The organism is Secundilactobacillus odoratitofui DSM 19909 = JCM 15043 (assembly GCF_001434895.1).
Classification (GTDB): Bacteria; Bacillota; Bacilli; order Lactobacillales; family Lactobacillaceae; genus Secundilactobacillus; species Secundilactobacillus odoratitofui.
This window is the reverse complement of sequence record NZ_AZEE01000010.1, coordinates 37,942-58,013: the sequence shown is the minus strand read 5'-3', so window position 1 is coordinate 58,013 and position 20,072 is coordinate 37,942. Positions and strand designations below refer to the sequence as shown.

At 43.2% G+C, this 20,072-nt stretch carries 23 protein-coding genes and 1 other RNA gene; 18 read left to right on the top strand and 6 right to left on the bottom strand.

Features of this window, described 5'->3' with window-relative positions:
* Positions 1 to 3: 3 nt before the first annotated feature.
* Positions 4 to 246, bottom strand: a complete 243-nt coding sequence (locus FD04_RS01510) for a biotin/lipoyl-containing protein (protein WP_235805624.1) — start codon at positions 244 to 246, stop codon at positions 4 to 6.
* 451 nt (positions 247 to 697) lie between these two features.
* Here FD04_RS01510 and FD04_RS01505 point away from each other — a divergent pair, with 451 nt between their 5' ends.
* The 18 genes from FD04_RS01505 (at position 698) to FD04_RS01420 (ending at position 17,009) form a co-directional block, all read left to right on the top strand.
* Positions 698 to 928, top strand: coding sequence for a DUF1146 family protein (locus FD04_RS01505; RefSeq protein WP_054701827.1), 231 nt, complete (start codon positions 698 to 700; stop codon positions 926 to 928).
* Between the two features lie 23 nt (positions 929 to 951).
* Entirely contained in the window at positions 952 to 2,259 is a 1,308-nt protein-coding gene (gene murA, locus FD04_RS01500) for a UDP-N-acetylglucosamine 1-carboxyvinyltransferase (RefSeq protein WP_056946469.1), read from the top strand.
* A gap of 142 nt (positions 2,260 to 2,401) precedes the next feature.
* Positions 2,402 to 3,406, top strand: a complete 1,005-nt coding sequence (gene mreB, locus FD04_RS01495; RefSeq protein ID WP_056946467.1) for a rod shape-determining protein — start codon at positions 2,402 to 2,404, stop codon at positions 3,404 to 3,406.
* Positions 3,407 to 3,415: 9 nt separating this feature from the next.
* Entirely contained in the window at positions 3,416 to 3,700 is a 285-nt protein-coding gene (gene yidD, locus FD04_RS01490; protein WP_056946465.1) for a membrane protein insertion efficiency factor YidD, read from the top strand.
* 12 nt (positions 3,701 to 3,712) lie between these two features.
* On the top strand, positions 3,713 to 3,934 hold the full coding sequence (locus tag FD04_RS01485) for a DUF2969 family protein (RefSeq protein WP_056946463.1): 222 nt from the start codon (positions 3,713 to 3,715) through the stop codon (positions 3,932 to 3,934).
* Between the two features lie 194 nt (positions 3,935 to 4,128).
* Positions 4,129 to 5,328, top strand: a complete 1,200-nt coding sequence (locus FD04_RS01480) for an FtsW/RodA/SpoVE family cell cycle protein (protein WP_056946461.1) — start codon at positions 4,129 to 4,131, stop codon at positions 5,326 to 5,328.
* A gap of 30 nt (positions 5,329 to 5,358) precedes the next feature.
* Positions 5,359 to 5,661 (top strand): glycine cleavage system H family protein, encoded by a 303-nt coding sequence (locus FD04_RS01475; protein ID WP_054701820.1) that lies wholly within the window; start codon positions 5,359 to 5,361, stop codon positions 5,659 to 5,661.
* 394 nt (positions 5,662 to 6,055) lie between these two features.
* The gene (locus FD04_RS01470; RefSeq protein ID WP_054701817.1) at positions 6,056 to 7,090 is read left to right on the top strand and encodes a methionine ABC transporter ATP-binding protein; all 1,035 of its coding nucleotides are present in this window, start codon (positions 6,056 to 6,058) and stop codon (positions 7,088 to 7,090) included.
* The gene (locus tag FD04_RS01465) at positions 7,083 to 7,766 is read left to right on the top strand and encodes a methionine ABC transporter permease (RefSeq protein ID WP_056946459.1); all 684 of its coding nucleotides are present in this window, start codon (positions 7,083 to 7,085) and stop codon (positions 7,764 to 7,766) included. Before FD04_RS01470 ends, FD04_RS01465 begins: the two co-directional genes overlap by 8 nt.
* Positions 7,767 to 7,801: 35 nt before the next feature.
* Positions 7,802 to 8,632 carry a MetQ/NlpA family ABC transporter substrate-binding protein gene (locus FD04_RS01460; RefSeq protein WP_082603080.1) on the top strand — a complete coding sequence of 277 codons (831 nt, stop codon included), beginning with the start codon at positions 7,802 to 7,804 and terminating at the stop codon, positions 8,630 to 8,632.
* A gap of 368 nt (positions 8,633 to 9,000) precedes the next feature.
* On the top strand, positions 9,001 to 9,756 hold the full coding sequence (locus FD04_RS01455) for an ABC transporter ATP-binding protein (RefSeq protein ID WP_056946457.1): 756 nt from the start codon (positions 9,001 to 9,003) through the stop codon (positions 9,754 to 9,756).
* 13 nt (positions 9,757 to 9,769) lie between these two features.
* Positions 9,770 to 11,587 (top strand): FtsX-like permease family protein, encoded by a 1,818-nt coding sequence (locus tag FD04_RS01450; protein WP_056946456.1) that lies wholly within the window; start codon positions 9,770 to 9,772, stop codon positions 11,585 to 11,587.
* A gap of 37 nt (positions 11,588 to 11,624) precedes the next feature.
* Positions 11,625 to 12,005 (top strand): GntR family transcriptional regulator, encoded by a 381-nt coding sequence (locus FD04_RS01445; protein WP_056946454.1) that lies wholly within the window; start codon positions 11,625 to 11,627, stop codon positions 12,003 to 12,005.
* The gene (locus FD04_RS01440; RefSeq protein ID WP_056946452.1) at positions 11,992 to 12,867 is read left to right on the top strand and encodes an ABC transporter ATP-binding protein; all 876 of its coding nucleotides are present in this window, start codon (positions 11,992 to 11,994) and stop codon (positions 12,865 to 12,867) included. Before FD04_RS01445 ends, FD04_RS01440 begins: the two co-directional genes overlap by 14 nt.
* Complete coding sequence (locus FD04_RS01435) at positions 12,857 to 13,639, top strand: hypothetical protein (protein ID WP_056946450.1); 783 nt, start codon at positions 12,857 to 12,859, stop codon at positions 13,637 to 13,639. Before FD04_RS01440 ends, FD04_RS01435 begins: the two co-directional genes overlap by 11 nt.
* Before the next feature lie 86 nt (positions 13,640 to 13,725).
* The gene (locus tag FD04_RS01430; RefSeq protein WP_056946448.1) at positions 13,726 to 14,706 is read left to right on the top strand and encodes a DUF2785 domain-containing protein; all 981 of its coding nucleotides are present in this window, start codon (positions 13,726 to 13,728) and stop codon (positions 14,704 to 14,706) included.
* Positions 14,707 to 14,745: 39 nt separating this feature from the next.
* Complete coding sequence (locus tag FD04_RS01425) at positions 14,746 to 16,401, top strand: glycerophosphodiester phosphodiesterase family protein (RefSeq protein ID WP_162255744.1); 1,656 nt, start codon at positions 14,746 to 14,748, stop codon at positions 16,399 to 16,401.
* A gap of 35 nt (positions 16,402 to 16,436) precedes the next feature.
* On the top strand, positions 16,437 to 17,009 hold the full coding sequence (locus FD04_RS01420) for a DNA-3-methyladenine glycosylase I (protein ID WP_056946444.1): 573 nt from the start codon (positions 16,437 to 16,439) through the stop codon (positions 17,007 to 17,009).
* 62 nt (positions 17,010 to 17,071) lie between these two features.
* Here the strand turns inward: FD04_RS01420 and FD04_RS01415 are convergent, their stop codons facing one another.
* The 5 genes from FD04_RS01415 to FD04_RS01400 all read right to left on the bottom strand — a co-directional run bounded on the left by FD04_RS01415 (position 17,072) and on the right by FD04_RS01400 (position 20,011).
* Positions 17,072 to 17,551, bottom strand: a complete 480-nt coding sequence (locus tag FD04_RS01415) for a universal stress protein (protein WP_056946442.1) — start codon at positions 17,549 to 17,551, stop codon at positions 17,072 to 17,074.
* A 78-nt stretch (positions 17,552 to 17,629) separates the two neighbouring features.
* Positions 17,630 to 17,920 (bottom strand): hypothetical protein, encoded by a 291-nt coding sequence (locus FD04_RS01410; protein WP_056946440.1) that lies wholly within the window; start codon positions 17,918 to 17,920, stop codon positions 17,630 to 17,632.
* Between the two features lie 77 nt (positions 17,921 to 17,997).
* Positions 17,998 to 18,186: non-coding RNA, 6S RNA (gene ssrS, locus FD04_RS12280), on the bottom strand.
* A 46-nt stretch (positions 18,187 to 18,232) separates the two neighbouring features.
* Complete coding sequence (locus FD04_RS01405) at positions 18,233 to 19,507, bottom strand: replication-associated recombination protein A (protein WP_056946438.1); 1,275 nt, start codon at positions 19,505 to 19,507, stop codon at positions 18,233 to 18,235.
* Between the two features lie 30 nt (positions 19,508 to 19,537).
* Positions 19,538 to 20,011, bottom strand: a complete 474-nt coding sequence (locus FD04_RS01400; protein WP_054701788.1) for a YueI family protein — start codon at positions 20,009 to 20,011, stop codon at positions 19,538 to 19,540.
* Positions 20,012 to 20,072: the final 61 nt, after the last annotated feature.

Genomic DNA, 20,072 nt, shown 5'->3' with positions numbered 1-20,072 from the left:
TCCCTATGCTGTTTCAATCGTGGCTACTAGGTCACCGACTTTAGTTGTGTCGCCAGTGGCAACTTTTTGAGCTGTGAGGACGCCATCTTCTTGGCTTTCAACCTGACTAATTACTTTATCAGTTTCAACTTCGAACAAGACGTCACCAGTTTTGACGGTGTCACCAGGTTGTTTAACCCATTTGCCGAAGAAATAGTCATCGGACTTTGGACTTAATTTTGGCATGTGAACTTCTTTGATCATCATTGATTCAGCTCCCTTGAGATTTATTTACGGGTAGAGCATAACATCCAGTGGCGATTTTGTGAAATTGAGCAAATATTCCAACGAATAAATGCTTATAAACGCTACTGCATAGGCGCTTAGACTGAAAACAGAACGATTCACAAGGAATAGTTATATTATATAGTTATCTATTTTTAAAACATATAAATTTGGCATATCAGTATTTAGTTGATTTTCTAGTAACTGTAAGAAATATCAGTGTCATATTCACAAGGTTTAAAAAGTTGTAGGATATTAAATATTTAGCTTATGATGAGCATAAGTGCAGATATAAACTTGATTGTAGTAAAATGTGAATTCTTTCACCATTTTGAATAACGGACAGATTGTAATATTACAAATGCAATCAAAACAGGGACAGTCTAGTTTAAATATGCTATATTTGTGAGGTAATGCAGAAAGGAAAGTGAGTATGCAAACAATTGGCGCACAGGCGTTATTAACAATCGTCAGTCACTTCGTTTTCATTTTTGTGGCTTTTTGGAGTATTCAAAAAGTACACATTGAAAACGTGATGCGCTTATATCCAAATCAGGCGCGGGTGCTGATTGTGCTTTTGTCAGTCGCAGTGGGGTATACCTGCAGCGAATTTTTCCTAAACTTTATTGATAACGTACGAAACTTAATTTTCTTAGTAAAATAACGAAACTTCTGGAGGGAATTTCTGTGGAAAAGATTATTGTACATGGTGGTCGTCGATTGTCGGGTTCTGTACATATTGAGGGTGCTAAAAACGCGGTTTTACCAATTTTGGCAGCGTCAATTCTGGCACAAGAAGATGACATGGTGTTAACCAACGTTCCAATCTTATCTGACGTCTACACGATGAATAACGTCCTTCGTTTTTTAAATTTGGACGTTGATTTTGATGAGGATACCAATACCGTTCGGCTTAACGCGGCTAAAAAACTGTCGACGCAAGCACCATTCGAGTATGTTTCTAAAATGCGCGCATCAATCGTGGTGATGGGGCCACTCTTGGCGCGTTATGGGCACGCCCGCGTTGCCATGCCAGGTGGTTGTGCCATCGGTTCACGGCCGGTGGACTTGCATCTCAAGGGCTTTGAAGCACTTGGTGCAACCATTTCACAACATGACGGCTACATTGAGGCCAGTGCGGATCGTTTGGTTGGTACCAATATTTACCTTGATTTTCCGAGTGTTGGTGCAACTCAAAACATCATGATGGCAGCGACTTTAGCTGAGGGGACCACAACCATTGAGAACGTCGCGCGAGAACCTGAAATCGTGGACTTAGCAAACGTCTTGAATAAGATGGGTGCCAAGGTTCGTGGGGCCGGCACTGAAACGATTCGGATCGAAGGTGTTGCTGAATTACACGGCACGAGTCACTACGTTGTGCAAGACCGGATTGAAGCCGGGACGTTTATGGTAGCGGCTGCTTTAACCCAAGGTGACGTTTTAGTGGAGAATGCGATTGCCGAACACAACAAACCATTGATTTCTAAGTTAGAGGAAATGGGTGTCACGGTACAAGAACTCGAGAACGGTATTCGGGTGATTGGACCTGAGCAACTTAAACCTACGAACGTTAAAACGTTACCACACCCCGGTTTTCCAACTGATATGCAACCACAGATGACGGTTTTACAGTTGTGTGCGCAAGGAACGAGTACGTTAACCGAAACCGTCTTTGAAAATCGCTTCATGCACCTTGAGGAGCTACGCCGTATGAACGCTAACTTTAAAGTTGAAGGTAGAACGGTTGCTCTCTATGGACCAACTAGTTTTAACGGTGCTGAAGTGGCTGCGACTGATTTGCGGGCTGCTGCGGCACTGGTTTTAGCTGGTTTGGTGGCAAACGGTTATACGCAAGTCACGAATCTCAAGTATCTGGATCGCGGTTACTACGAATTCCATTTGAAGCTACGGGCCTTAGGTGCCGAAATTGAACGGGTTAAAGTGCCTGATCAAGAAGAAATCGTGCTCAAGTCTAAAGCAACGAAAGAATAGTTAAACTAATGGTCGGGGTAAACGGTTTACCCCGATTTTTTTGTGTGATACAGCCGACCTTTATCATATCTTCAAACTTATAAACGGTAGGGTATGCTATAATTAACGGTTGAGATATTAAGTTCAGGAGGAATTTAACAGGATGGCAAAAGATATTGGTATTGACCTTGGAACTGCCAATGTTCTGATATATGCGGTTGGTAAGGGTATCGTGCTCAACGAACCATCAGTGGTGGCGGTTGACACGAAATCAAATCAGGTATTAGCGGTGGGCTCCGAAGCTTATCGGATGGTGGGTCGGACCCCAAGCAATATTCGGGCAATTCGACCGTTGAAGGATGGTGTCATTTCCGATTTTGACGTTACGGAAAGCATGCTTTCTTACTTTATTAGTAAGCTTAACGTAAAGGGCTTTTTAGCAAAGCCAAACATCATGATTTGTGCGCCAACTAACATCACCGAAATAGAACGGCGTGCGATTATTCAAGCAGCTGAAAAATCCGGTGGGGCTAAGGTTTATTTGGAAGAAGAACCTAAAGTGGCCGCAGTTGGTGCTGGGATGGATATTTTTAAACCACAAGGCAATATGGTGATCGATATTGGTGGTGGTACAAGTGATATCGCCGTTCTATCACTAGGTGATATTGTGGCTAGCAAGTCGATTCGAGTTGCTGGCGATGAGCTAAACGTCAACATTATTAACTTCTTAAAGACGCAGCATAATTTACAAGTTGGTGAACGAACCGCCGAAGCAATTAAAATCAAGATTGGCTCGGCCTACCTAGGTGACGACTACAATGAGACTATGGAAGTTCGTGGTCGGGATTCAGTAACTGGGATGCCAAGATCAATCGAGATCACCTCGGCAGAAATCTACCCAGCCATCAGCGTTGTGATGAACCAAATCGTCGCAGCTGCTAAGGAAGTTTTGGAAATTATTCCACCCGAATTGGCTGCTGATATCATTGACCGCGGTATTATGCTCACGGGTGGTGGTGCTTTACTTCACGGTATCGATCGTTTATTTATTGAACAATTAAAGGTACCGGTTGTTATTTCTGAAAATCCTTTGGATAACGTTGCCAAAGGTGCCGGTATTTTGCTAGAACACATGGACACCACGACCAAGAAGCACGGTCGTTCGTAGAGAGATAATATGAAACAACTATTAATGATACTTGTCCGTGGTTATCAACGGTTTATTTCACCGTTATTTCCACCATCCTGTCGTTATTCTCCGACCTGTTCGGCGTATACATTAACCGCGCTTCAAAAGCATGGTGCAGTGAAGGGCACGTTGATGGGCATTGCCCGTATTCTGCGCTGTAATCCCTTCGTGCGGGGTGGTTATGACCCGGTACCGGATCACTTTAGCTTGCACCGCAACAAGCCTGCTGAGGAAGCCTATTTAAAAGAAATGAATCTCAAAATCAAACCATAAAGGAGTTACCCCATGTCAAAAAAGAAACAACCCGTGGGTGTTGCAATCGATGACGTCACGATTAAGGGCGTCGATGGGTTACAGCTATCAATTAATTCGGATGTGATTGGCACCGTGATGCCATTAGAAAATGGTGCTTTTGAAGCCCAAATTGAATCAGAACGGCCCGTCAAGGTTAAGTCTCAAGATGAAGGGGTCGAATACCTCATCCAGGCCTACAATTTACATCATTGATTTCTAACGCACAGTTTGTCATCAAATTAAACGGGCCTATCAAACTGGCTAAATTGTCAGCCGTGATGCAAGGCTCAATTGATGCCAACTTCATGTAAGTGACATCAGTTAAGTTAACGTGATAATCGTTAGCTGGTGTCAGGCGAAGTCTTAGCGACTCATCATTTAGTGCGTAAGAGAGGAGGATTTGGTGCATGAAGGAACGTCGTGAAGATGACGATTCGGAATCACGAATTGATTACGGGGTCATATTTTGTGTCTTAATGCTGGCCTTAATCGGACTAGCTTCAATTTACGTGGCTGCTACTCATGATTCGAGTGCAACCAGTGTATCTTCAGTTTTAGTTTCACAAGTTGTTTGGTACGTGATTGGGACCATTGCTGTGGTGGTGATTATGCAGTTTGATGCCGAGCAACTTTGGAAGGTGGCACCGTTAGCCTATTGGTTAGGCATCTTCTTGCTGGCGGCAGTGCTTGTCTTTTACAGTCGGTCGTATGCTGCAAGTACTGGTGCCAAGTCATGGTTTGCGATTGGACCACTTACATTTCAACCGTCTGAGGTCATGAAACCGGCTTTCATTTTGATGTTAGCTCGAGTGGCCAGTGACCACAACCATACGTATTATGAACATAGTTTACGATCAGATTGGATGCTATTGGGCAAACTCATTTTGTGGTTACTACCAGTTGCTGTGTTGTTAAAGTTACAAAACGACTTTGGGACGATGTTAGTGTTCTTCGCCATCGTTGGTGGGGTGGCCCTTGTATCGGGAATCACCTGGAAGATTATCGTACCGGCAGTGACTGCAATCGTCGCAATTGGCGGCTCGGCGCTAGCCTTAGTGGCAACTTCGGGTGGCCGAGTCATATTGGAACACTTGGGCTTTGCGTCGTATCAATTCTCTCGAATTGATACTTGGCTCAATCCGTCTAGCAATACCTCAGATCAGGGGTATCAACTCTGGCAAAGTATGAAGGCGATTGGTTCTGGCAGTATTTTTGGAACTGGTTTTAACGTTTCAAAAGTGTACGTACCGGTGCGCGAATCAGATATGATTTTCTCAGTCATTGGCGAAAACTTCGGCTTTATCGGGAGCTTTATCCTGATTTTGCTGTATTTCTTGCTCATTTACCAAATGATCAAAGTCACGTTTGATACCAAGACCGTGTTTTATGCTTACATTTCAACCGGTGTTATTATGATGATCCTGTTCCATACCTTTGAAAACATTGGGATGAATATTGGTTTGTTACCACTAACTGGTATTCCACTGCCATTTGTTAGTCAAGGTGGCTCGGCTCTGATTGGGAACATGATAGGCATTGGCTTAATTATGTCAATGCGTTATCATAATAAGAGTTACATGTTTAGTCGTAACGAGGAATTTGAGTAGCATCAAAATAATTGGTATGAGGTGAAAGGTATGAGTGAAGAAGCAACTTATTTCTGGACAAAAGTGATGGCTGATAAGACACGGGTTGGTTTAACAAAGGCCGGCCAAGATGAATTAGGCAGCATCAAGTTTGCTCATTTACCAAGCGTTGGCGATCAAGTGACTGCTGGCAAGACGTTGATGAGCGTTGAAGCTGAGAAGGCGGTTTCTGATATTGATAGTCCAGTTAGTGGCGAAATTGTCGCTGTTAACCCACAATTGGATCAGGATTTCGAAAGCCTGAACAGCGAAAAAGAAGCAGATGCGTGGTTAGTTGACGTCAAAGAGGCTTAATCAACATTCTGTGAAACACCTAAAATTATGATGATAGGTGTACTTGACATTCTCATGTGAGACGCATATACTCTTGTCATTGAATAATTAAAGATGAAAATAACGTCAAGATGAGTAGTCATGATACGATGCGAAGAGAGTTCCGTTAGGTGAGAAGGAATCATTGTGATTGATGAAGATGGTCTTGTGAATTGTAGCTTGAGTGAGTGCATGTGGCATGAGCTTTGGCTGGGTAACGCCCAATATCGCGTTGGAGTCTTGAATGACTCAACGAGATCGTTGCTGTGAGGTAACGATGAAGATAAGGTGGTACGCGATAAACTTCGCCCTTGTTAAATCTATGGGATTTAACTGGACGAAGTTTTTTTATTTTCTTAAAAAGGGGGACACCACAGTGATTGAATTTAAAGATGTGACCAAAACTTTCAACACCAAAGAAGGTGATCTCACCGCGGTTGCCGATGTTAATTTGACGATCGAAGATGGTGAGATTTATGGCATCGTTGGCTATTCTGGTGCTGGGAAGAGTACCTTAACTCGGATGTTGAATGGTTTGGAAACGCCGACCAGTGGTGAAATTGATATTAACGGCGATCAGATGACCACGCTTTCGAGTGGTGATTTAAGGAAAAAGCGTCAAAAGATTGGTATGATTTTTCAACATTTTAACTTACTTTGGTCGAGAACGGTGATTCAAAACATTATGTTTCCGCTTGAAGTAGCCGGTGTTTCACGTAAGGAGCGGAAACAAAAGGCACAGCATCTTGTCGAATTAGTTGGCTTAAAAGGCCGCGAACACGCCTACCCCTCCGAACTTTCTGGTGGTCAAAAGCAACGGGTTGGGGTTGCCAGAGCATTGGCTAATGATCCAGAGATTTTAATTTCTGACGAAGCAACCAGTGCCCTTGACCCACAAACGACGGATGAGGTGCTGGATTTATTGCTTGAAATTAACAAACGACTAAATCTAAGCATTGTTTTGATTACGCACGAGATGCACGCTATTCGAAAAATTTGTGATCACGTTGCCGTGATGGATTCAGGACGCGTGGTTGAACAAGGAACGGTGTTTAACGTCTTTCGAAATCCGCAACAAGAGATCACGAAGCGCTTTGTGAATGAAGAGGTTGATCCTTCCTTAACGGATACGAATATCGTGGTGGATGACTTAATCTCAAGTTATCCAAATGGCATGATCATTCAGTTAGTTTTTCATGGTGATCAAGCTAAATTACCAATTGTGTCAGAAATTATTCATAAATATCCCGATTTACAAGTTAGTATCATTGAAGGCAGTATCCATCAAACTCAAGAAGGTGCGATTGGAACCCTGTTTCTTCAACTGATTGGTGACAAATCGAGTTTAGATGGTGCCATTACGTTACTGAAGACCATGCGGGTTGAAACGGAGGTGATTCACCATGACTGATGGGTCATATTTTGCGTTCAAAACGGTTGATTGGGGCAGCATGGGTGCCGCCACTTGGGAAACCATCTGGATGACGATTGTTTCAATGATTGTCGTGGCTGTGTTAGGGATCTTGCTAGGCCTGTTATTATTTGAGACAACGAGCAGTACTAACATTGGTGTGAAAGCGCTGAACTGGGTCGTATCGTTTCTCGTGAACGTCTTTCGTTCGATTCCCTTTATTATTTTAATCATGCTATTGTTGCCAATCACTAAGAATCTGGTTGGTACGATTATCGGCCCAACAGCGGCCTTGCCGTCATTGATTGTGTCGGCCGCGCCGTTTTACGCCAGAATGGTTGAATTAGCATTTCACGAAATCGACCGTGGTGTGATTGAAGCGGCCGAAGCGATGGGGGCTGGTCGTTGGCAAATTGTTTACAAGGTTTTGTTACCTGAAAGCATGCCAGCGCTAGTTTCTGGCGCCACTGTAACGACGATCTCATTGATTGGTTACACGGCCATGGCCGGTGCCATTGGTGCTGGTGGCCTTGGTAACCTGGCATACATTGACGGGTTTCAGGCTAGCAACAACACCATCGTGTTAGTCGCCACAGTGATTATTGTCATTATCGTCTTTGCATTTCAATTTATTGGGGATTTTCTGGTCCGTCGAATTGATAAACGGACACTTTAAAATTATTATTAACGATTCTATGGGAGGAATGTATCATGAAAATTTCAAAACGAATTTTAGGAATTGTTGGGGTTGCCGCTACAACGGTTTTACTAGCAGCCTGTGGGAATAGTAAATCAAGCAATGAAACCACGATTACCGTGGGTGCTAGTGCGGTACCTCATGCTCAGATTTTGAAGCATGTTGCCCCACAATTAAAAAAGGAAGGCGTCAACTTGAAAGTCAAAGTCTTCCAAGATTATGTGATGCCCAACAAGGCCTTAGCCAGCAAGGAATTAGATGCCAACTACTTCCAACACATTCCATTCTTAAAGGAGTGGAATAAGGCTAACCATGGGACCTTGGTGAGTGCCGGCGGTGTTCATTTGGAACCCATCTCAGCTTACTCAAAGAAAGTTAAGAATCTTAAAGATATTAAAAAGGGCGGGACGGTGCTCGTAAGCTCTAACACCTCTGATTACGGCCGTGTCCTAACGATGTTGCAAGATGCCGGTTTGATCAAAGTCAAGAAGGGCATTGATATTACTACGGCCAACTTCTCCGATATTGCATCTAACCCGAAGCATTTGAAGTTCAAGTATTCTTACGAACCAAAGTTGATGCCTAGCATCTACAAGAATGGTGAAGGCGACGTGGTGTTCATTAACGCCAACTATGCCGTTCAATCAGGCCTTGATCCTCGTAAGGATGCCATCGACACTGAAAAATCTACGTCACCATACGTTAACATCGTTGCGGTCCGTAAAGGCGACCAAAACAAGCCAGCCATCAAGAAGTTGATGAAGGCGTTACAATCAAAGAGTACCCAAAAGTGGATCTATAACCATTACAAAGGTGCTGTTTTACCAGCTAAATCATACAAATAAATTGAACTTGATTGAAGAGTGTGGGACAAAACTCGTTTAAGTCCCAGAATAGAAGTGAGAAAATCGTGGATTCCTGATTTGTAGGAATCCACGATTTTTTTGCTTCTATAGCCGGAACTTGAGTTTTGTCAATATAGCCTTTTTTTCAGCCTCTTTTTGATTGTCTGAACAGATTGGAAAACAACATTGGTGGCGAGTTTGTAATTTCTTAAGAACTACGCCGTATGCCTGGTAGTATCAGGGTCACGAAGTATCTAATTGTTAAAATAAAACGAGTTTTCAAAAAAGAATTGACAGATAATCACGGACCTTTTATAGTTAGTTACATAAGTAATTAACCAAATAACAAAAAGCGATGGAGGACGATTATGACAACAGCACCAATCGTGTCAGTACGAGATTTGCATAAAATCTACGGCAAAGCTGGCCAAAAACAATACGAGGCATTGAAAGGGATTAATTTTGATGTCCAACCTGGCGAATTTGTCGGAATTATGGGCGCATCTGGTTCTGGGAAAACCACGTTGCTCAATATTTTAGCGACACTTGACTCACCAACTAGTGGCGATGTTGAAATCAACCAGCAGTCCTTAACTTCATTGAAGGGGAATCAAATTGCTGACTTTCGAGCTAAACAAGTTGGGTTTATCTTCCAAGACTTTAACTTGCTTGAAAATTTGACCAACTACGAAAACATCGCGCTGCCATTGTCATTGCAAAACGTTGCCCGCAAAAAAATTCAACCCGAAGTGATGCGAGTCGCTAAACAACTGGATATTGAAGCAATCTTAGAAAAGTATCCGACCGAGATCTCAGGTGGTCAAAAGCAACGAATCGCAGCTGCCAGAGCTTTGGTTGCACACCCGGCAATTCTGTTTGGTGATGAACCAACGGGCGCGTTAGATTCGAATAGTGCGAGAGACCTACTCGAAATGTTGACCAGTGTTAACAGTGAACAACAGGTGCCAGTGCTACTGGTTACCCATGACCCATTTTCAGCCAGTTACTGTCAACGAATCTTGTTCATCAAAGACGGTAAAATTGGTCAGGAACTAAAACGGGCAGGGCAAACGCGGCAGCAATTTTACCAAGCTATCTTGGATGCTTTAGGCACGTTTGATTAATGGAGGCGGACAAGTGTTAACAAAATTAGCGTTTACCGGCGTTAAAAGCCGGCTTAAAGATTACGTGGTACTGTTTTTCGGGCTCGTTATCTCCAGTGCCATTTTTTACATGTTTGAGGCCCTCGCCACTAATCAGTCCTTTATTAAGGCCAACGCACAGGTAACTGGCGCAAGTTTCATTTTCCAGTTTGGTGCAATTCTACTTACGATTATCACGTTGGTGTACATTTTTTACGCCAACTCGTTCTTGATGAGTATGCGGCGGCATGACTATGGCCTATTCATGATGCTAGGTGCGAAGCAGTCTAAAATCGGCCAGTTGATTTTAGTCGAAACGACGGTAATTGGAACGATTGCCTCAGTCGTTGGTGCGATTGTTGGTTGTGGTTTGACGGGTTCAATCGGCGCCTTATTGATGCAACACATGCTTGGTGAAAAGCTACATCATTTTAGTGCGGTGTACGGTCCGGCCGTCGTTGCAACCATTGGGTTATACATTGGTTTGTTTTTAGTGGCTGGGGTCATTAATCGACTTGCGTTAACAAAGACACCGGTTTTGCAATTGTTAAAGGGTGACAGTCAACCAAACCGACCAACTTTAAAGCCAGTTAGCCAGATTCTACAAGTCGTCTTCGGCCTTAGTTTCTTAGTGGTTGGTTACTACGCGATGAGCCACATTAAGCAATTAAATTTGGCAGCAATTCCAATTGCGTTAGTGACAATTGTTCTAGGAACTTACTTTTTATTCAACGCTATCTTTGTCTGGTTAGTTGTGTTGCTTAAACGCACGAACTGGGCAACTCGTGGATTAGGTAACTTTACACTTTCCCAATTAAGTTTTCGCATTCGTAACTACACTAAAATTTTATCCATCGTCTCAATCTTATTTGCCCTAGCACTTGGCGCAATCACAGTTGGGATTGGATTTAACCGTCAGATTAAGACAATGGCGACAGCCAATTCAGCATATTCGGCAGCTTTGGTTGATCCGTCTACCAAAACCAACCACCTGATTAACAAGTTGAATCTCGCGACAAAGGCGACGTATTCGCAAAAAGAAACTAAATCAACCGTTTATTATAATGCCGGTGAATTTGGTCAACATCCGTTCCAAGCTACTGGTTTAGGAGAGACAACCGTTTTTGATTCTGCAAAAAAATCAAAATTGGGAACACCTAAGTACATCAAGTTAACGGTCAACCAATTAAAACAAAATACCGATAAGCTAAGTTTTCTGCAATCCGGATCTCAACGAATCAAAGCAGTCAAGGTGGTTTCAGCCAGCCAATTTGAGTCGGTAAAAGGCCAACCCCATCAACTGACGCTGTTCCGAGTAAAAGATCTCAAGGCCAGTGGTAAGTTGATGAAGCAAATCGTTAAGAGTGCTGGTATTACGTCGTATGATAATTTACCAGGGAGTTATGGCTTGTTCGTCATGGGAACCGCATTATTTGGTGGTCTTGAGTTTATGGGCTTCTTCCTCGGAATTGCCTTTTTGGCGATGTTAGCCAGTTGCTTGATGTTCAAAATTTTGAGTGGTGCGGCGAGTGACCAACGGCGTTATGAGATGTTAAATAAAATCGGCACACGACCACAAATCTTACGGCGATCGATTATGAATGAAATACTGGTTTTATTTGCACTTCCCGCTTTGGTGGGTGTTGTTCACGTCCTGTTCGGACTGCAAATGTTTAAAGTCATGATGATTGATCCATACAATCAACTCTGGTTGCCATTTACAATCTTCTTCGTCTTGTATATGATTTACTATGTAATTACTGTTTTGCTTTATGAACATATCGTCTTACCTAAACTTAAGATTGATAAATAATCGCAAAACGCTGGAATGAGGGAACGGATGGTGCATCATGCAGTTTAATTTTGATAGTACTGAACCGTTGTATTTACAAGTAGCTGAGCAAATTGAAGAAGCAATTTTTCTTAACAGTTTCGAAGAAGGTGCTCAGGTACCGTCGACAACGGAAATTTCAAAACAATTTCATATTAATCCTGCCACCGTCCTTAAAGGCATGAACATCCTAGTTACCGCTGGTTTTTTAGAAAAAAAGCGGGGACTAGGAATGTTTGTGTCTACCGGGGCGCATCGCAAGATTCGTGATAAACGACAGACCGAGTTTTATCAAGACTATGTCATTAACCTCGTTAATGAAGCTCAAAAACTAACGCTGTCAGAACAAGCCATCATTGAAATGGTGAAGAGGGGGTTCGAAGCACATGAAACCGATTAAAGTAGCACATTTGGTGAAGCAGTTTAATAAAAACAGGGTGCTTGACGATATCAGCCTCAATATTCAACCCGATACAATTTACGGACTTCTTGGTCGCAACGGGGCTGGGAAAAGTACCTTATTTAATATTATTACCAATCGCATTCCGATGTCTGCTGGTGAGGTGACCATTGAAGGCGAACCTATTGCCAATAATGATCGCGTGCTCAACCGAATTTACTTAATGAGTGAAGGCAATTTGTACCCATCACGGATGCGTGTAGGCGAAATTTTCAAACTTACCGCGGGATTATATCAAGGGATGGACCTTGAATTGGTTTCAAATTTGACGCAGCAGTTTGGATTGGATGTTAAAACGCGCTTTAATAAGCTATCAACTGGTTATCGGTCAATTTTGAAGTTGATTATTGCCCTCTCTGTGGATGTTGATTACGTTTTCTTGGATGAACCAACGCTCGGGTTAGATGCTAACCACCGAGAATTATTCTATGATGCGTTACTTGATAGTTACGCCAAGCGGCCTCGGACCTTCGTGATTTCAACCCACTTAATTGAAGAAATCGCTAATCTGATTGAGCAAGTTTGGGTTCTCCAAAATGGCCACATCACGATCAACGAATCGACTGAAGAGATGCTACAAAAAGGGTATGCAATCACTGGTCCCACCGAAGATGTGGTGGCGTATACCGCTGGACTCAATGTGATTGGTCAAGATCAGCTTGGTAACTTACGTGTGAACTATGTCTATGGTGAATTAGTTGGTGATCGTGCGATTCCAGATACGGTGTCCGTGAGCCACATTGATCTTCAAAAACTATTCGTTAATTTAACCAGTCAGGAGGTGGCAACCGTTGAGAACTAAAGCGGCGTTCAAGTATCAATTTCAAAATTTACTTAAATTGCTTGGCTGGTCATACCTTTGGGCAGTGGTTGGTATCGTTGTTTTGCCATTCATTTTTTCATTGATTTTGGGACAAGCTGATGACTACTCACTGTCATCTTATATTCCGAACGGGTTAACTGCGATTGTGCTCACAATTTTTGTATTTGTGACGGGTGGCATGACCTATGATGGTTTCAAGTTATTTATCCAAAATGGGATTGGCCGTAAAACCTACTTTAGGAGTAAAGTCTACGCGCTGGCACTGATTATTGTTCTCGGTGAAGCGATTAATCTGGTATATGGCGCACTTTATCAACGTTTGATTGGTAAAAGTGGGACCCGGTTGTTTGGCTTGAGCGTTTTGTATGGAGATTATTTTAAAAACAGTGCAGCCAATTTACTTGCCGTATTGTTGATTACACTCCTGTTTATCGCTTGCGTTGCGGTTACCGGCATGGTGATTGGGACCATTTTAGGACTATTTAGTCGACGAGTTCAGGTGCTTTTGATTGTTGGTATTCCAATTCTAATGTTTATTTTATTGATTGTGCTGGTTGTCTTGAATGATCAAAGTAGTTTAAAGTTGACCTGGCTTTGGCAATTTTTAGTCTTTATTATTGGGGTTGTGAACGACAATATCCATTCTGGGCACTTGGTTGTTTACGCACCCATGATTTCGGGGAGTGTGTACATTGCTGTCATGTTAAGCATTGCCTACTATCTAACACTGAAGTTACGCGTACCGCGTTAAAAGTTCTGGGGTGGGCGTAAGAGATAGTCGAATGGTTGTGAAACGTGATAGAATAGACGCATTAGGTTAAGAACGGAGCGAGGACAGTGGAAGCTAATAACCAAATTGAAGCATACCGATTGCAATTAAAGGAGATTCGCGCCCAAGTTAATGCGGGGGAACTCTATCAATCACTGAGTACACAACTTGAACAGATTATTGCGCAGGTGACGCCAGAGGAGCCAACCGAATTAACGCTGCCTGACGACGATGATGGCATTAAAGCGATGCTGATTCAGTTCAATGAACAGCTTCATCAAGAGCAATTAGCCAGTGTGTCAGATCAAGAAGTTTTACAGCTCTTAAGACACATTGGATCGCCTGATCCACACGTGCGTGATAAGGGTGTTTATTTCTTGTTCAATGATTTAATTCAACAACACCTCTTGTCTGAACAACAAATGGTGATGATGGTACGTTATCTGACTAGTGATACGGTCTTATTTGCCCACATTCTTGAGCCGGAAAATGATGCGGTATACCAGCGAGCGTTCGCGGTCTTGATTTTATCAGTCCTGATGTATGCCGATCGGGCTGGTTACCACTTCATGACCCAACCCTTGGTCAATCAAGTAGTTGATCAATTAGCGCTTTACCTAGTGCTTGAAACTGACACGCGTGGTTTCATTGATATGAACGGGTGGGCGCATGCCTATACGCACATTGGTAACTTGCTGGACGAACTTTCCGAACGCGCCCAGTTGACCCGTGCGGACAAGCTGTTTTTGATGGCTTTGTTAATTGAACGTTATAAGCGTTTAGATGGTGCTTTGATTTTTGGAGAACCACAACGTTTAGCGGGTTATCTCGCGAGAATTACCAATAAAAACAAATTATACGCAGAATATTTGTTAAAACAGTTAAAGCGCTGGCGCCAACAATTAGTGGTCGTCCAGACGCAGGAGAGTCAAGCGGGCTGGAATCAAATCTACAATCGTGGTCGACTCATTGAAGCGATGATTATTCGCCATGATTTTAGTCAGTCTATTATGCAGTATTTGAACTCCGTAATTGACTTTTTAGCATAGGATATTCACGGATAAAGTGAGATGGTGATGGTTAAAGGAATGAAAAAGATAACGTATTATCAACGGCTATTCCAGACTTGCTATCAACTGTTAAAGGTACGAGCCGTCAATTTAGGTTGGCTGCTGTTGATGGCGATTTTGGTAACGTTGCATATTTTAATGTTAAATGCAGGCCTAGTTGCAATTAAAGTTGTGTTGATTATTTGCTTTATGGTGGGTCTCGTTTTTGAAATCAATCTCATTTTAACCGCGATTACGACCAACAAAACAATTTTAAATCAAACTGATTTACTCATGATGACCGCCTGGCGCCGCCTTGGCAAACGATGGGTCTCACTTACGGGATTTGTCCTGCTATTAGCTATCTTATGGTTACCTTTTGGTGATGCGGGGTTTACAGCACCAGTCTTAAATCTGGTCATGATTCCAGCGTCATGGGTAGATTTATTTGTTTTACAGCGTCGTATCGCCGTAGCGGTTTTAGTTGTCGTTTATTTTGGCTTATTGTATGGTTTTTTACAGATTTTGGGTCATTTACGAGTGACAGTTAAACCGGAACTGGTTCCGATTAACGGTTGGCACCGGTTAGTTTGGTTTTTTCGGCCGTTAATTGCATTCTGGTTACCACTCTTTATCGTCAATCACGCTGTGGTTTGGGGATTGCGCGGGCTGGGTAATCAGTTAACTAATGGCGTTAGTAACGGTGTTAGTTTGGTGATTTTGATTTTGTTGGTTACCTTATCGCTATTGATGTTAAGTGCCTTTTTAATCGCAATGATTTGGGAATCAATTGCCCAACCGAAATTTGTCCCGGAATTTGATGAAACTGACGATCAACTTCATAGTATGGCTTGGTTTCCAACGGGATTAGTGTTTGTGCTAATTGCTTTGTTTGGTTTCCAGGCCTTTCACTTCGGGGCAGTTGCGTCACCAAGTGTTACGGTGGCACATCGTGGTGTGATTGGTGAGAATGGGGTGCCCAATTCAGTGGCGGCCTTAGAAAAAACAGTTCGCCAAAACCCCAATTTTGTTGAAATCGACGTTCAAGAGACCAAAGATGGTTACTTTGTGGTCTCCCATGGTGATCGAGTTAACTTGGAAGGACGTCCTAAGCATCAAACCAAGGCGATTCAACGGATGACGCTAAAACAAGCGTTGGCGCGGCCAATTAACTATCATGGGCAAACCACTCATTTAGTTGAACTATCAACTTATTTAACGGCCGCTCAAAAAACACGGCAACGTGTGATGGTTGAGCTAAAGGTAACGCCACTGGATAGTCATGACATGACGAAGCGGTTCGTCGCCCAGTATGGCCAACAATTAGTGGATCATCATGACTTCGTTCATACCATGAGCTATCAGACCGTTTTAAAGCTGAAACAATACAATAGTAATTTAATTGTTGGTTACGTTGTGCCGTTGAATTTAATGTCAATTAAACAGCTACCTGCCGATTTCTACTCGTTACAAGCTATTGGACTGAACACCACAATGGTTCGACAAGCCCATTCGATTGGCTCACCGGTTTTTGTTTGGACGCCAGACCGGGTTCATGATATGCAGATGATGCGGATCCTGGGCGTGGACGGTCAAATCACCAACCAATTGACCCAGTTACAGCAAGTTAATCGACAACCCGTGAAACAGTTTAATTGGGCAATCGTTGAGAATATGATTAACCAATTTTGTTAAGCGCCAACGTAGTTATCTCTAAAGGAGTGATGGAGATGACGACACGGTGCCATTGGGCTGAAAAAAGTCCGCAATTATTGATTTATCATGATTTAGAGTGGGGTGTTCCCGTTCACGATGAACAACGATTATTTGAGAATTTGTCACTCGAAATTTTTCAGGCGGGATTAACGTGGCAGTTGATATTAAAGTATCGTCAAGCACTTCGCCAAGCATTTTATCAGTTTGATCCGCAGTTGATTGCCCAGATGAATACGAAGCAAGTCCAGGGCCTGTATCACGACAACCGAATTATTCGCAATCATAGCAAGATTGATGCGGTGATAGAAAATTCAAAAGTGTTAACCGGCTTGCATCAGATGGGGTGGTCACTATCAGAAACGCTCTGGCAGCACGTTAACGCGATGCCGCTTGACCATCATTTGGCACCCGGTGAAGTAATTGTGACGAAACCGTTCGTCTCAACCTTAACTGAACAATTAAAACAGCTGGGGTTTAAACGAATCGGACCTAAAACCTGTTATGCCTTGTTGCAAGCGTCGGGCATGGTGAATGATCATTTGGTGAATTGCTATCGTCATGATGAATTGAGTCAAGTTGTTTCGTAAGTATCCATACAAAAACGCCAAGTCGATTTGACTTGGCGTTTTTATATTGGTGAAACGATGTTTTAGTTCCGTTTAGCAGGTTGCTTGGCCGGTTTATTTTCTAAGTCAGTCCGAACAACGAGGACGTCGCAAACTGCGGTTCTAGTGACATATTCAGTAACAGAACCAATTAAGAGACGTTCAACGGCGTTTAGGCCAGTTGCCCCAATCATAATTAAATCAACGTCTAGTTTTTTAGGCATATCGCGCGCAATAATGGTCTTTGGTGCACCATATTCGATTGAATAATCAACGCTGGTGACACCCGCATCCTTGGCTTGTTGAATATACTTATCTAGCGTTTTCTTTGCAGTATCCGTGACTTCTTCCACCATCGTTGTGTCGAAGCTAGAGATGTTTTGAAAAGCACGTGTGTCCACCACGTGAACCAAATGTAGGTCTGAATCGTTACGTTTAGCGACCGCAACGGCCTTTTCGAAGGCTAATTCGGCTTCGTAGGAACCATCAACGGGAACTAGAATGTGATTATATTGTTGTAACATGATGACTCACCTCTCTCTACTTGTTAACTCTATTCTACGTTATTTTTAAGAAATTATAAAGTAAAATGTAAACCGTTTTCATTGATTTTTTGGGAAAAAGTGGACCAACATTAACTGAACGGCAACAATATCAAGCACGGCCACCAACAAAGTCATGGAAATGAACACGTTGTTTTGCATGACGGTAGCAACGCAAGCCACCACACCGATTATAATCAATGACCAACCACCAAATTTTACAATGCCAGCCAAGTTGCGATTGGATTCTGGGTGAAAGACTAAAAACGCTTTATTTGTATGCGTCAGGAAAAAGCCACCAATAAAGAAGGTCAGTAAGATAAAGACAATCATTAAAATGTTAATTAACACAAAAAATTCCTCCGTCTCATTCAAAAGAAAAAAGCTGACTTACAAGGTGCAAGCCAGCTCCCAAAGTGTTGCCACTTTGAAGATCTAATAGTGCCGTTAATTGCCCGATAGGTTTTGGCCCGCTGATAAGCAGGTGGGACAGGTATATCGGTGTTCATGCTACCAAGTGATAAGGCCTGCAATCCAACCGAGTTAACCCAAGTCCCAATGTAACAATAATTGTTCGGCAAACACGTATGTGGGCAACGCGCACACCCTAGAACTTAACTATATTCTAGCATAAATTTGGGTGTGTGACCATTAGATAACCCATTACGAGTCACGTTGCGCCGTTTTTAAGCGCTCATACTGCTGAGCGAGGGCAGTTTCAAACTTCCCATTGGTTTTAGGCTGATAATATTGCGCATTTTTGAGTTTGTCTGGTAAATACTGTTGTTTGACCCAGTCATTGGTAAAGTTGTGTGGGTACTGGTAATCAACGCCATGACCAAGTTTCTCAGCGCCTTTGTAGTGGGCATCTTTTAAATGAGCTGGAATATCACCATAGTGACCGCTGGCAATATCTGCCATAGCTGCGTCAATTGCCATCATCCCTGAGTTTGATTTTGGCGACAAACATAGTTCAATTACCGCATCAGCCAGGGGAATTCTTGCTTCTGGGAAACCCAGTCGCTGAGCCGCTGTAACGGCGTCAACGACCCGTGCGGCGGCCGGTGGATTGGCTAAACCAATGTCTTCGTACGCAATGACGGTTAAGCGACGCGCAATCGATGGCAAATCACCAGCAGTTACGAGCCGGGCCAAGTAGTGGAGGGCGGCATCGGTATCACTGCCGCGAATTGACTTTTGAAAGGCCGAAATGACATCGTAATGAGCGTCACCGTCTTTATCGTGACTGAAGGCCTTTTTTTGAACGCATTCTTCAATGATGGGCAGGGTCAATTCAATGACGCCATCAGTTGGATCAGTAGACTTAGCCGCAAGTTCCAGACCATTTAAAGCGCTACGTAGATCGCCATTGGTTGCGGTGGCGAGTAGTGAGGCGGCTTCAGGTGCAAGGCGGATGTTTTGATCACCCAGACCATTTTGGTCGTCTACTAGTGCCCGGTTAATGGCCACTTTAATGTCGTCCGGCGTGAGTGGTTTGACTTCAAAAATTTGAGTCCGGCTCCGAATGGCAGGATTAATGCTGATGTAAGGATTTTCGGTGGTGGCACCAATTAGAATGATCCGACCACTTTCTAAGTGAGGTAACAAAAAATCCTGCTTAGTTTTATCCAGCCGGTGAATTTCGTCTAGTAACAAAATAACTGTCCCACTCATTTTGGCCTCTTCGGCGACAATTTGAAGGTCCTTTTTGGAATCAGTCGCAGCGTTAAGTTTGCGAAAGGCGTACTTTGTTGAGCCGGCAATGGCGCTGGCAATACTCGTTTTACCGGTACCAGGTGGTCCATATAAAATCATGGAAGATAGCATCTTTGCCTTAACCATGCGAGCGATGATCTTACCCGGGCCAACCAGGTGTTGTTGACCTACCACGTCTTCGATCCGTTGTGGCCGCATACGGTATGCGAGTGGTTGTGGCATAGTAGTGATCAGTCCCTTCTTGTTTTGTATCTATAAACCGAGGTGGTGCTTAATGTTTTGCCAAAAGCCGGTATTGGAATTGGCAGTTGCAGTCGACGTATTTTGGGTAGATTTAGGCGGGTACTTTTTCTCAACCGCAATTGGGTAAACGTTGATGGCCGTTTTGGCAATGACCACCAGTCCAGAGCTGGTCGGGGTATCACCATAAAAGTCGTCTTGAACAATGGTAAACGCCCGTTGTAACTGACCAGCAATGGTCAAATAGGGTTTGAGTGCAGACATACCAGTATGACCATTAAAGATGGCCTGTAAATCAGGATGTTCGGTTAGCTCCGTTTTAAAGGCCTCTTGATATTGAGCATGTTGGAGTTGTTCGATGGTGATTAAAAGAGAGACGCGTTCTCGAAAAGTGCCAAGGTATTTACGTTGTTCATCGGGATGCAGCTTGGGTGGCCCATACATGGCGTTATCTAAGTGTGTTGAGAGTGGATCACTGTCAGGCATTGCGTCACACCAGCTTTCTTTTGTAATAACTCTATTGTAACATGGTTGGTAAAAGAACGAA